A 13,653-nucleotide genomic window follows, 5' to 3' on the forward strand; every position below is an offset into this window, starting at 1 on the left:
TAAACTTAAAAGAAGGTCATTAGGGAGTATTGACCTTCTATTATTGTTTACTTCAATTGCACCACCGTATCGCAGCGCTTCTCTATCATGTGTGGGTCATGACTCACCAGAAGCAAGGCACAACCCTGTTCTTTAGCGAGGTCTACCAGCAAGTCTGTGACTTCTTTTGCGATGATAGGGTCGAGTCGTGATGTTGGTTCATCGGCAAACAAAAATATTGGGTCGAGTAGCAGAGCCCGTAATATAGCAAAGCGTTGCAACTCTCCGCCAGAGACCTCGGTACTTCTGCGTGCTAGCAATTCTGGTGCTAGTTTCAGCTTGTTCATCAACGGTGCAATTCGCGCTCTATCGATCTGATGCAAATTAATGACATCTTCTAACAATACGCCAAGGCTTACGCTTGAAGTAAAGGCCGCTGGTGGATCTTGAAATAGCTTTAGCCATTGATAGTGCTTGGTATTTGATACTTGCTTGTTTACTTTGCCACTAATCGGCGGCAGTAAATTTAACAGGGTGTCACCCAGTGTACTTTTACCACTGCCACTATCTCCAACCACACCCACCACTTCGCCTGCATGAATGGTAAAATCAATGCCTGCAGACAGTGCTTGTCCGTTACGCCCAATCGCCAGGCTTGTCGCACTTAGCACCGGCTTTTTATCTATCAAGCCCTTAGTACGTTGATCCCAATGCTGAGGGTCAGCACCGATAAGTGATTGTGTGTAAGAATGCTCGGGTTGATTCAGCACTTGTTCTGCACTGCTTTGCTCAACTACAACACCTTCTTTCATCACTATGATGTCGCCACCGATTTGCCTTGCCACCTCAATATCATGAGTAATGGTGAGCAAACCGCCACCTTGAGCGCTTTGCAACAGTAATTGAACTATGTCATTACGGCGACTTACGTCCAAACCTTTAGTTGGCTCATCAGCTAAAATCAGCTTAGCACCACCTGCAGTTGCGGCTGTTACCGCTAAGCGTTGCGCCATGCCTCCAGATAATTGGCCCGGCCTTTTCGAGGCGCTTGATTTCAGTTCGACTTTATCTAAATCATCCATCGCTTGGTTAAACGCCTGCTCATGAGCTAAACCATGTAAACACTCATAGACCTCTAACACTTGTTGGTAAGCTGGCATCAAGGGGTCTAGCGCTCGCCATGGCTCTTGCGGCAACATAATCACCTCTTTACCCCATAAGCTAACTAAAGAGCCGCGGTCGTGTAATTTACCAAATACTTCCACTTGACCCTGTTGGCTTAACTCGCTGGGGAGTAGGCCAATAATCGCCTGTGCCAACAAACTCTTGCCTGATCCCGTTTGGCCAAGAATAGTTAAAGGTTTATCTTGGTAAAGACTCAGTGAAAGCGGCTGAAGGAGCTCAAGCTCTTTTGCATTGATCGATAGATCAGTGAGTTGAATTAAGAGATTCACGACTCGCTCCTGCTAACAAATGAAAGCCTAGTACTAGCAATGCCACCACAATAAGCGGCTGCATTAATACCCAAGGCGCTTCAACATAAAATGGGAATAGCTCAACACTCATCAAACCTAACTCGGCCAATGGTGGTTGAATACCTACAGCAACAAAGCCTAACGAAGCCATCATTAAGATGGCATTGGCACCACCAAAGGCTGCCATGGTGAATACTGAGGAAGAGATGGCTGGCCATATATGGCGTTTGAATTGATACCATTTCCCAAAGCCCATCATTACTGATACTTGGCGCTCAGGGCTGTCCATTAAGGTACGGGTTATTGCGCGAGTGACGCGGTAATACTCTACCCATTGCACTAAGGAAATCGCAAAATACAGAACCACAAATGACCCTGGAGCAATCGCTGATAGCAATAACACTAATACCAAGCCAGGTAAGGCCAACAGTATGTTTACCAGTACATCTAAGCTTTGTTCTACGCGGCCGCCAGCCCATGCGGAGCATACACCTAGAGTCACCCCTAGAATAGATGAGGTGAGTACGCAGAACACGCCTAAACTAAATGACAATACAATGGCGCTGGCTAGCCTTGTCATCATGTCGCGACCAAAATGGTCTGTGCCAAACCAGTGGTCGCTGTTAGGCGTTATAAGGCGAATAGAGAGATTTTGCTCATCGATGGTATAGGGCGAGAAACCACCCACCAGCACAGCAAAAGCAAATAACCCCAGTAAAAGCGTTAGCCCTAATTTTTGGTTCAAGCTTAATGACTTAATCATTGTTCTTGCTCCCCTCTAGGGTCAATCCAATAACACAGCAGATCGATAATGCCATTCAGCACCACAAACAGAACACCCATGGTTAAAGCACAGCCTTGAATAACTGGAATATCACGAGCAAAGATTGCATGGGCTAAACCATGCCCTACACCTGGCCATGAGAACAGTGATTCAATCATCACAATACCTTCGATAACACTGACCAATTGAATCCCAATAAAGGCAACGATGGGCACCGCCATATTGCGCATGCCATGACGGAAGAAGGTTTGTCGCTCACTTAAACCTTTAACCCGAGAAAACTGGTAAAAGGGCGAGCGTAATACTCTTCGAACACTGCCATGCACCACCCGGTTAGACACCGCAGCTAAGCTAATGGCAAGGGTAATGCTTGGAAGCACCAAGTGTTGCCAAGTGCCAAAACCCGCCACCGGAAACAGTGGCCATTCCAAGGCAAAAAGCAGGATTAAAATTAAGCCGAGAACAAAAACAGGCATGGCTCGGGTGCAAGTGGAAAACCACACCATTATTGAATTTATCAGCCCTCCCTTTTTGGCTGACCAAGTACCAAGGGGCAGTGCAATACAAATTGATAATGCTATGCCAAAGCCAGCTAACAGCAGCGAGTGACCGAGCTGATGTAGTACGGTTTCACTCACCGGCAAACCGCTCACCAGAGAGTTCCCTAAGTTAAACTGTAATAACTCGAACAACCAATTCACATAACTTGAGAGCCAACCTTGGTCTAAGTTGAGTTCTTGTCGGACTAATTCAGCGGCAGCCGAATCGACATTGTCTTGACCGTAGCGGCTTGCCGCAATGCGGTAAGCCATATCGCCCGGTAGGCTGCGCATTAACACAAAGGTTAGTGTGCCTACTCCCCACGCCACCAACACTAATTGGTAAAGGCGCTTCCGAAGAAGCTCCCATATCATTATTTAATCTCCATCTGGTTAATGAAGTAATCGCGCTCAAACGGGTCGAATTGGAAGTTTTTAACACGCTTATTAACCGATGTGTGTTGGCTATAACTGGATATTGGCAATACCGGATACTCGTTATAAATTGTGGCGGCAACCTGTTGGCTGAGCTCTAAAGAACGCTCAGGATCTTGCGAGCTCACTAATTCCGTTATGGCGCTATCCACCTCAGCATTATTCCAATTCATGGTTCCCCAATCACCGCCACCATGGGCGAAATCAGTACTCATAATAGGAAGAGGGTCACCACTAAAACCAAAGTTACGGGCGATTAATGCCATTTCTAACGAGCCGTCTTTATGGCCTGCAGGAATCATACTTGAGTTAGTAATATCCACCTTAAGCTCTACCCCCAATTTAGCCCACTGGGCCTGAATTGCGGTAGCAACAGTGGTTAGCTCGGGGCGATCAGCGTAAGTAATCATGGTTAATTTAAATGGGGTGCCATCACGCTCAAGCATGCCAGAGTCACCCTGTTGCCAACCTAGGTCAGCCAAAATGTCTCGTGCTTGCGCTAGGTTGTAGCCATTGGTTTCGATACCTTCAACAAACCACTGTGACATTGAACTGGGCATCAATTGCGAGGTTTCCGAGCCTTCAGAGCCAAGCACGTTAGTCGCAATGGCTGCGCGGTTTAGTCCCATACTTAAGGCTTTACGTACTTGTATGTCATCCAAGATTGGATGCGCAGCATTTAATTTAATGAACATGGTACGCGGCACCAAATGGCTATAAAGCTGCACTTCATTTGAGCCATCCAATTGCCCCAGCATTGATGGTTCGAGGGTGAATACGATATCTGCCTCACCTGATTTAGCTTGGAGAATCCGGCTTTCAGCCCTATGTCCGGTCAAATAGGTCGCAAACTCAATGCTTGGTTTTTGTCCCCAGTAGTTGTCAAATTTCTTCACTGTTAGCTTATGTGGCGGTGCAAAGCTACTCATTTGGTAAGGCCCTGAGCCAAAGAGTGTCTCAACTGCACCATCTTGTTTGTAAGACGCGGGAGATAAAATTGCATTGGAATAGTTGGTTAGCAGTGAAGCAAACGCAGCATAAGGCTTAGCTAACTCAATGCTAATTTGATCACTGTTTAGCGCTTTTATACTTACCACTTCGGCCTTATTTAAGGTGCCGTGTTTACTCTGTGCAAACTCTAGGCTTTGTACTACTGAGTCAGCATCCATTGGCAGACCATCATGAAAAGTTACACCTTTACGCAGGCTCAAATGCCATGTTAGGCCGTCTTCACTACTGCGCCACTCGGTCGCTAAACCAGCGGTGATAAGCCCTTTGCTATTTATGTTTAGCAAGGTTTCAATCACTTGCATCCGCGTCAAAATGTAGCCTTGCTTAGACGGATCTAAGCTGGATATTTCCCAAGGTCCGCTGATGGAGAGGGTATTGGCTTTAGTTGGAACAGTTTGGTCTGATGATTTTTGGGTAGCGGTAAATGCGATAACTGCACCCACTGCGATAACCGTGGCAACTAAAATGCCACGTTTAAGCTTCTTCTTTTTATTGATAGAAGCATACGATAATTCGGTCATAACAAATCCTAACGATGTTAATTAGCGTTATAAAAATGGGATAGAAAAATTGTATTTGAAGCTTAAGTAACGCTAGGAGGAGACCGAGTACGAGGAAGTTCTTTTGAGATGAATGCTATGGCTTGTGGTTCAAACGTCTGATAACACTGGGCTTTATCTGAACGATACTCCAGTGTTGCCGCTGCGTTCACGGCATTGTTAATTGCTTCATACATTTCACATTGATGATGCTCGTGAGCCTCATGTTCCATTTCCATTGAATGCATAAGCGACACGGTACTCAGCCCTAAAGGGAGTGAGAGCATGGCCAGCAATAGCAGCTTATTTAATTGAAGAGAATGGAAATAGCGCAAAACATGAGCAATGTGAAAATAAAACAGTGTGATAATGTAACAATTAAAATTGAATCACACCACACAATAGAGATGCTTTCCCATTTTAAATTTTTCGGACGTTAGTGACTCTATATAGGCTTAGGAAGTGATTGTTAAAACTGAAGAATCTACTGTGCGGCTGGTTTTATCATTTGCTAACGAAAAGACTCAGTGGGTAACGCCTTGCAATCCCTTAGCTTGGGGCTTTATGGTGATTTAGCCTCAATCTGCATATATTCCCTCGTTATTATTGTGTTCACAGCTTTGCAAAAAACCGGTTTTTAATTACGAAATATCGCCAAGATTTTGTTCAGTGAACTGGCTTGGGTTTTTATCATAGCGGGCTAGGTATAGTTTTGGTTACAGACTTAAACTTTTGCACTAAGGACTCGTAATGCGTTGTTTTCACGGAGTGTTTATTCTCTCCATACTGATTAGCCTTTGGGCGTGTAGTTCTAGTTCTGTTACTCAACAACAAGCGCTGCAAAATGTGAGCGTTTACCGCCCACTGGCCGATTACGACCCGCAATTACGCTTACAGGTTGAGGGGCGCTTTATCGTTAACGGTAAAGGTGAAAAAGTGCGTTTAAAGGGCGTCGCTTTTGGCAACGAGGTATGGGCGAATACCCATATTCCTAACAAACATCATAACGAACAAGACTTTGAACGCGTTAAGGCAATGGGTTTTAACAGCATTCGCTTTTACCTAAACTACCAAACCTTTGAAAGTGACTCTGCACCTTATCAATATCATCAAGCGGGTTGGGATTGGTTAGATCAAAACCTAGAGTGGGCTGAAAAACACGGCATCTATTTAGTGCTAAATATGCATGTACCGCAGGGTGGCTTTCAGTCTTTAGGTGGCGGTGATGCCTTATGGGAGCAAGCAGAAAACCAACAACGGCTGGTGAGTTTGTGGCAAGCCATTGCCAAACGTTATCGAGGCCATCCTAATATTGCTGGCCTAGATTTATTGAATGAACCCATTACTAGCCGCAGTAAACAACAATGGGTGGATTTGGCCACTACAGCGCTTGCGGCGATTCGCCAAGTAAATCCCGAGCATATTGTGTTTGTAGAACGCTTATTAGCGGTGCAAGGCAAATGGCAGATCGATCAGCAACAAAACTTCTTTAAGCTAGACGACCCCAATATTGTTTATCAGTATCACTTTTATGAGCCGATTGATTACACCCATCAGCAAGCTTCTTGGTTGAGCCAATTTCAAGCACCAGCCCAATATCCTGATCCTGAGCGCGTTAAAGTTATCGGTTCGCCGCACTGGTACGACGCCTATTTCAATAATCCTAGATTGAGCGAGCACAATGCAGATTGGCAGTATTTGCAGGGGCACAAGTTTGCACTTACAGACCCCAAAGTAGAGTTAATGTATCCAGCTTTAGTCTCTGCTAACAATGCAGGAGATACTTGGTTTAAACAGGTAACCATTACTGAATACGCCGCTGATGGTGAGCAAGTACTGCGGCACATTGAGGTGGATTTAAGCCAACATTCAAACTGGTACTTTTGGGCAGCTAAAAATAAAGGCGCTTCGAGGTCGCGCATTTTAGAAGGCGAAGATGCCATTCAGATTAGCAATACCAGTGGTGATGCTAACAGCGGCAGTTCCCAGCAGTTTATTGTGCCAACCCTAGGCCATTATTACCAAATCTCCGCCTGGGCCAAAACCAGTAATGCAGGGAGCGCGGCTCATGTGCAAGCGCGCTTAGACTTCCAAACCGGTGTTAACGCTATTTTACCTTGGGATAAAGCCCTGATAGCCGAAATAATACGACCTATCGAGCAATGGGGAATGGAACAAAAAGTGCCTTTATATTTAGGTGAGTTTGGCTGTATCGCTGCGTGTTTTAAAGACCAAGCGGGCGGCTTACAGTGGGTGAGTGATGTATTAGATGTAGCTGACAGTTATCAAACCCATTTTAATTTGCATACCTATCACGAAGATCCTTTTGGTTTATATTTTGGCTTTGGCAGTCTTCCGCAAACCGATAAATCGAATCAGCCATTAATTCAAATGCTTACCGAAAGGTTAAATGATTGAAGCGTAGATATTGAAGCTTAAGTGAGGCCTGCAAACCTTCAAATGAGTTAATTTGAAGGTTTGAAACATCGCAACATCAACTACACTAAAAAGTATATTGTCAGTTATTGCTCTCCTTTAGGGACTAAGGAAATAGCATGAAAATGATTGTACTGGTAATGCTGATGTTAATAAGCGTTAAGCTTCATGCGGGGCCAAGCCTTCGTATTTCAACAGTAGAAACCATAGCGGCTCTTCCCAACGTGAGCGAGTTAGTGAGCAACGCTTACGCCGAACTGGGTTATCAGGTAGAGATAATTCCTATGCCAGCCAAGCGTTCTTTGTATCAAGCTAAGAACAATTTTGGCATTGATGCCGAGTTAGCTCGAACCGAGTATGTCGCCAGTTATTTACCTCATCACTTAATGATTCCCGTGCCATTGGCTTACATTAATATTGCGGCGTTTGTGAAACGCGAAGAGATAGATATTTCACAATGGGAAGATTTGCAGGGTTATCAGGTCGCTGGGGTTCGTGGTCATCTGTTCTTAGAAGTTAAACTAGAAAATCACGCCAGCACAGTCTTCTTTAGTGATGCTCATCAGGCTCTCACCATGTTAGGCAGAGGGCGGGTTGACGTAGTTATTCTGCCACAATCGATTGGCGAGTATGTGGTTAAAAAATATTGGCACAAACAAATAAAAATGCTGTCACCCAGCTTAGATGCTATTCCGGTGTATCATTATTTACACGATAAACATCGAGGCATTGCCGATAGTTTAGCCGCTGTGCTGCGTAAGCTAACAGCCGAACCGTTGGTTAAAAACTAATTGGCAACCTAGCACAAGTGTTGCTTCCATTGATTATTTATCTTCTCATCAGCTTGTGGTTGAATAAGTGCATTAGGCGCTTACTCATCATTGTTCTAATGTTATTCGCTTGTTTTAATTAAGATGAACAAAATGTAATGTTGCAGCCACCTTGTGGTAAGGCGCGGTTTTATAAACTGCTTAGCGTCAATTAAGCAAATAGGATTACCGAATGAAACTGCCAATTAAATTCTCGAAAAAATTATGTGTTGCTGCTGCCGTAGCGTTAACCTCAACCGCAGCGATTGCCGACGATGATGCCTTATCAGCGCTAGCGCTTAAAAAAGCGGGCTTTAGCTTAGAGCAAGCCATTGAAAAGGTTAACACCACTTACCCAGGCCATATCACCGAGCTTGAGCTGGACGACTATAAAGGCCAAGCGGTTTACGAAGTGGACGTGATTAACTTAGCGCAAGAACAACAACACAAACTTAAGCTAAGCCTTAGTGATGGCGAAATGCTTAAAAATGAAAGCAGTAAACTGACCATATTAGGTGTGAGTAAAATAGACGATGATGAGCGTTTGGCCTTGGAGCAAGTAGCGGAGTCAGAACTTTCACTGCAACAAACCATTGCCATGTTAAATGATAAGTACCAAGCGCAAGTATTGGAGTTTGAACTAGAAAACGAAAAAGGCATTACCTTTTACAAGTTCAAATTATTAGGTCAACAGGGTAAACAACGCGTGATAGTAGACGTTGTTACTGGCGAGACCATTCCAGTGCTTAAGCACTAAGTTCTTAATGCTACGGTTGGCCAAGTGCCAACCTTGTTTTTATCTAGCTATAGGCCAAATCGAGTGCGAATATTAGTTATAGAAGATGACTTAACGACTCAGCAGTTTTTGCAGCGAGCCTTAACTGAGCAAGGCTATCAGGTAGATGTGGCGAGTGATGGCCAAGATGGGTTGTTTCTCGCTTTAGAGCACAACTACCAGCTACTGGTACTAGACAGAATGCTACCTAAGCTTGATGGTTTAACGGTATTGTCTACGCTACGCAATGCTAACAAAACCTTGCCAGTGCTGATCTTGAGTGCTTTAGACAGTGTAGATGAACGGGTCAAAGGTTTACGAGAAGGTGGAGACGACTACTTAGTTAAACCCTTTGCTTTGGCTGAGTTACTGGTGAGAATAGAGATTCTCTTACAGCGGCAGCGTGGCCAAGCAGAGCCGCAATCTAACAAATTGCAGGTGGCCGATCTCAGCATGGATTTATTGGCTAGACAGGTTTGGCGTGGCCAGCAAGAGATTGTACTGCAACCTAAAGAATTTAAGTTGTTGCGTTATTTAATGGAACACGCTGGCCAAGTGGTTACCCGCACCTTATTGTTTGAGGCGGTATGGGATTATGATTTTGATCCACAAACCAATGTTATTGATGTGCATGTTGCGCGCTTAAGAAAAAAGGTAGAACTTGATGGCCATAACCCACTACTTGAAACCGTACGTGGCGTGGGTTACCGGATGGTGGCGAAATAACCACCAAGCGAGCTCAGTTTGGCGCTTAACTCGGCTCTATACGGGGCTGCTCATGCTGGTGGTTGGCATATTGCTGTGGGTACTTTACCAACTCAGCGTTGGTCAGCTCGGCCGCAGCCAAACTCTGCAGCTCAATCAATTGCAACAACAGCAACAAGTATTGGCCGAAGAACTTAGCCAAGCTGATTTTATTCGTCAGTTTGAGCAACAAGCCGAACAATCGCGCCAGTTTATTATGGCCTACAGCGATAACCACACCACCTATGGTCGCTTGGCTACTATTCCTAAGCGAGTGACTGCCTGTCCGCAAATAGCGCGCTTTCCTGTTTATAATTACAATGAAATTCGGCTATTTTCCGGTTGTGTACAAAGCCTCGACAATGGCCGCTTGCTGGTGGCTACCGATGACGAAGCCCTGTTTGATTTACGTGAGCAATTTACTCAAGCCAGCGTTGCGGCCTTAGCGCTTGCCTTAGCTTTGGGGCTTATTACTGGTTGGTTCTTTTCTGCTCAAGTATTGCGCCGAGTGAATAGCATCAACGAGATTGCGCTTAAGGTTGAAGCGGGCGAATTGAGTGCGCGAGTGCCATTAAGCAAACGCAATGATGAGTTTGATCACATGGCAACTCATATCAACAAAATGTTGCTGCAAGTCGAACACTCCTTTGATGCCATTACTGGAGTCACTGATGCCATTGCTCACGATCTACGTACTCCTTTAGGGCGGTTAAGATTACGTTTGGAGCAAGCGCTACTAGATGCCGAAAAGCAGCATGTAACTAGCGAGCAACTTAGCAGCATGTTAGCCGAACTAGACGGCATATTAGCTACATTTACTGCCATGTTAGAGCTCACTCGCTTGGAGCAACAGCAGCAAAAAGCTAATTTTAAGCCGTTAGACTTAGCCAATATTGCTGAAGACGCCATTGAGCTGATTCAGCCGCTAGCTCAACAGCGCAATCAAGTGCTTAATGTAGAGATTAAGCAAGCGTGTAAATTGCAAGGTGATGCGACCTTGCTATTTCGTGCTATTTACAACTTGCTAGAAAATGCCAGTAAATATGCTGGGGAGCAAAGCCAAATTAAACTCACAGTTAACGCTACGGGTTTTTCGCTTAGCGACAATGGTCCCGGCATTCCTGAGTCTGAAACCGACAAAGTATTTCAGCGTTTATACCGTTTAGAAAGCAGCAGAAACAGCCCTGGTTATGGCTTGGGTTTACCCTTAGTGCGGGCGATTATTCGTTTACACGAAGGAGAGGTGAAGCTGCAAAGTAATCAGCCTGGGTTAACCGTGCTGGTGAATTTTGGTGAGTAATTAAAATTAAAGGCCTAAAAAAAGCCAGTACTCTAAAGAGACTGGCTTTTTACTTTAGACTGAGAGCAATCTAAGAATGTACCTTTCTCTTGTTAAGCTTATTCGCTTTTCTAGCAAAAAGGTTTACGTAATAAGTAAAATAAAACTGTTCCATAGTATTCCCACCATCCAATGTTAGTCACTGATGCGTTAGGCTGACAGCCTAATCGCACGCACAGCCGGCAAAATGCCAAACTGCAAGGTGCGAGCTAATTGCTCTACCAGTAAACGATAAACTTTGGCCACAATTGTTTACAGAGTGAGCAAATGGATCTGTGACGAACATTGATGATTTGTTGCTTTTGTGTATGTTCTTTGTGATCTGCCCGCGTATTGCTAGGTTCTATTTACGCTAGAAGTATAAGCTCTTGAATTGTCTTATTTTCAGCTCAGTTCAAATACCGACTTATTCCATGCCGTTTTCACTCTGAGAGTGAAGAAGGCAATGCTGATTTGGCAGCATCTACCTTAGGGGGTGACGTCGATTGCCAATAAACCATCGCGACAGCCAAAGCAAAGTAACAGCCTGCCAATGACCATAGGTGAGTGAAGTGATGTTGAATCTCGCTAAAGCTTGCTCCCATCTGATTCATTTTTAGCATGCCCAATACCATCGGTTTGGCCGGAATTAAATCCGCAATAATATTGATAGGCATAGGAATGGAGCTCAAAGGCCAAATAAAGCCGCAGGCAAACACAATGGGAAGCGAAGTCATTAAGCCAACAATAGTGGCGTAATCTCGTTTAGGCAGCAAGCTGGCGATGCACATGGCTAAACCGCTAGCGGCTAGCAAAAATGGCAACAATAGTTTGTAAATATCGGCCACATTTGCCCAGTGATGTACGCCGTAATAATCCAATACCACGCCAATGTAAAAGCTGCTCATTAGCCAGTAAATCGCCACAAACAATATGCTGCGAACCACGACTATTTTCCACGCCGGAAAAAAGCGAACTAAATTGGGTTTTATTGCTGGCTTGGTCGGGCTGGCGTGTAAGCCCATGGCAATCAACAAGGTTTGATGCAGTATTACAATAAACACCGCAGGAATAACGTAATCCAAGTAACCTTGATGAGCATTAAAGGCTGCGTTGGTGCTGAGCTGTACGGGTGAATGCAGTTGGCTAGCAAGAGAGATAGGCACGCCATCTACCACCATTTTGGCGACTTTAACCTGGGCTGCCAAGGTGGCCGACGTTTCTGCCAAGCCTTGCACAATAGTGCCATACACTAAGAAGTAAGAGGCATCACCGGCATAAGAGAGAGTGGGTGAGCGACCCATTAGAACATCGCGATAGAAGTTCTCTGGGATCACTAGCAAGCCTCCTACTTTGCGTTCAACCAATAGCTGTTGAGCTTGCTCAATACTGGCGACTTGGCTGGTGACTTCTAGCAGAGGGCTGGCGTTTACCATACGGATGAGCTGGCGGCTTAATTGGCTACCATCGGCATTAATAACAGTGATCGGTTGCTGCAAGGGGGTTTGTTTTATATAGGGCTGCGGATACAAAAACGCATAGAGCAGCAAGCCTCCAAATACTGTTAACAACAAGGCTCGATTGGCCAAAATTCGACGCAGTTCTAAACGCAGTAATACCCACCAACTCATGACCGTAGCTCCTGAGCGCCTGGTTGCGTAAAGCGAATTCGAATCAGCCAAGCGGCACTAATAAACGCGACGCTAAATAGCAACAAAGCCTGTAAAGAAGGTAAAGATTGCAGGGCACTTGCACCATAGTTGGCTTGCGATACTTGGGTTTCAATGTAATGGGTAATAGGGATAAGTTGTCGCCAAAACTGGGCAAACCAAGGCATGTCGCTAATCGGAAAAGTCACTCCCATAAACGCGAAGCTTGGTGCTGTAAGCGCGCCAGCAAAACTCAATGCTCGGGCAACATCTTGAAACAACAGCATAAAGATTAACGCTATTGCTTGGGAAGCGATCACACATAGCAGTAGCGCGAGCAATAATACACTCCATGAACCGCGCATTGGCCAATCAAAACCGTGGAACATTAAGGTGCATAACAAGACCCCTTGCAACCACAGTAGGCTGCCAAAAAACAGTAACTTTACAGTGATTTTTTGCCAAGCTTGTTTGGCTAACCAGGCTTTGTAGCTATGGTCACGCAGTTCCGCCCCTAAGACTAAAATCATTACTGCCATGATCAAAATTTGCCAAAAGGCAGGCAGTGCAGCCGACACAATAAACTGGGCATAATTGCTATTACCATTATACAAAGCACTAATCTGGTTACGTATGGGTAAGGCTGAGCCTAGCGCTTGTAGTATTTGAGTATTGCCGTGGCTGAGTGCCCGCGCCACTTCAACTTTGGCACTAAACGTACCGTGGCTTTGGCGCAACGCAGAGTTGATTTGTTTACCCAGTACCATAAATTGGCTGTTGTAATACGCCGCTACCGTTGGGGCATGGGCAAGCTTGGTGTGCTTCTCTAAATCTCTGGGAATAATGACTAAAGCAGATACTTCGCCAGTTCGTAGCAATGAACGCGCTTCCGGTTCGCCGCTTACACTGACGACTTTTAAGGTGGGGCTGGCATCGTAATGACGAATTAAACTACGCGATAGCTGGCTGTGGTCGTGATCCACCACCGCAATATCTAAATCTCGGGTTAACCCTGAGGAAAATACCCACCACACACCAACAAAAGCCAGTAAAGGCAGCCAAGTTAGCATGGCCATTAACCAACGGTTATCTCGCAGCAATGCCCATTGCTGGACAACTAACTGCCTTAGGCTAAGGCTTGAATCATCGGTATGTGGCAT

11 protein-coding genes are annotated in these 13,653 nt (G+C 45.1%); 5 read left to right on the forward strand and 6 right to left on the reverse strand.

What is annotated here, in order from left to right:
* Positions 1-47: 47 nt before the first annotated feature.
* From ACLD71_RS06425 to ACLD71_RS06440, 4 genes are read right to left on the reverse strand one after another with little or no spacing between them, the layout of a single operon-like run.
* Positions 48-1,433, reverse strand: a complete 1,386-nt coding sequence (locus ACLD71_RS06425; protein ID WP_411993686.1) for an ABC transporter ATP-binding protein — start codon at positions 1,431-1,433, stop codon at positions 48-50.
* On the reverse strand, positions 1,408-2,217 hold the full coding sequence (locus ACLD71_RS06430; RefSeq protein WP_137672537.1) for an ABC transporter permease: 810 nt from the start codon (positions 2,215-2,217) through the stop codon (positions 1,408-1,410). Before ACLD71_RS06430 ends, ACLD71_RS06425 begins: the two co-directional genes overlap by 26 nt.
* Positions 2,214-3,152 carry an ABC transporter permease gene (locus tag ACLD71_RS06435; RefSeq protein WP_411993689.1) on the reverse strand — a complete coding sequence of 313 codons (939 nt, stop codon included), beginning with the start codon at positions 3,150-3,152 and terminating at the stop codon, positions 2,214-2,216. The genes ACLD71_RS06430 and ACLD71_RS06435 overlap by 4 nt, the downstream gene beginning before the upstream one ends.
* Complete coding sequence (locus ACLD71_RS06440; protein ID WP_411993691.1) at positions 3,152-4,744, reverse strand: ABC transporter substrate-binding protein; 1,593 nt, start codon at positions 4,742-4,744, stop codon at positions 3,152-3,154. The genes ACLD71_RS06435 and ACLD71_RS06440 overlap by 1 nt, the downstream gene beginning before the upstream one ends.
* 768 nt (positions 4,745-5,512) lie before the next feature.
* On the opposite strand from ACLD71_RS06440, the gene ACLD71_RS06445 reads away from it, so the two are divergent.
* From ACLD71_RS06445 to ACLD71_RS06465, 5 genes are all read left to right on the forward strand, one after another.
* Positions 5,513-7,180: a cellulase family glycosylhydrolase gene (locus ACLD71_RS06445; RefSeq protein WP_137672534.1), complete on the forward strand. Its 1,668-nt coding sequence runs from the start codon at positions 5,513-5,515 to the stop codon at positions 7,178-7,180.
* Positions 7,181-7,317: 137 nt separating this feature from the next.
* Entirely contained in the window at positions 7,318-7,989 is a 672-nt protein-coding gene (locus ACLD71_RS06450; protein ID WP_411993693.1) for a substrate-binding periplasmic protein, read from the forward strand.
* A 211-nt stretch (positions 7,990-8,200) separates the two neighbouring features.
* A complete protein-coding gene (locus tag ACLD71_RS06455) occupies positions 8,201-8,764 on the forward strand; it encodes a PepSY domain-containing protein (RefSeq protein WP_137672532.1) in 564 nt (187 codons plus the stop codon).
* Positions 8,765-8,827: 63 nt separating this feature from the next.
* Positions 8,828-9,508 (forward strand): response regulator transcription factor, encoded by a 681-nt coding sequence (locus ACLD71_RS06460; RefSeq protein ID WP_137672531.1) that lies wholly within the window; start codon positions 8,828-8,830, stop codon positions 9,506-9,508.
* Entirely contained in the window at positions 9,447-10,826 is a 1,380-nt protein-coding gene (locus ACLD71_RS06465) for a sensor histidine kinase (protein WP_411993696.1), read from the forward strand. Before ACLD71_RS06460 ends, ACLD71_RS06465 begins: the two co-directional genes overlap by 62 nt.
* A gap of 461 nt (positions 10,827-11,287) precedes the next feature.
* Here ACLD71_RS06465 and ACLD71_RS06470 read toward each other — a convergent pair whose 3' ends face one another.
* Together ACLD71_RS06470 and ACLD71_RS06475 are read right to left on the reverse strand one after the other, a co-directional pair.
* On the reverse strand, positions 11,288-12,475 hold the full coding sequence (locus ACLD71_RS06470) for an ABC transporter permease (protein ID WP_411993698.1): 1,188 nt from the start codon (positions 12,473-12,475) through the stop codon (positions 11,288-11,290).
* Complete coding sequence (locus ACLD71_RS06475) at positions 12,472-13,653, reverse strand: ABC transporter permease (protein WP_411993700.1); 1,182 nt, start codon at positions 13,651-13,653, stop codon at positions 12,472-12,474. The genes ACLD71_RS06470 and ACLD71_RS06475 overlap by 4 nt, the downstream gene beginning before the upstream one ends.

This window comes from Agarivorans sp. DSG3-1 (genome assembly GCF_046774965.1).
Classification (GTDB): domain Bacteria; phylum Pseudomonadota; class Gammaproteobacteria; order Enterobacterales; family Celerinatantimonadaceae; genus Agarivorans.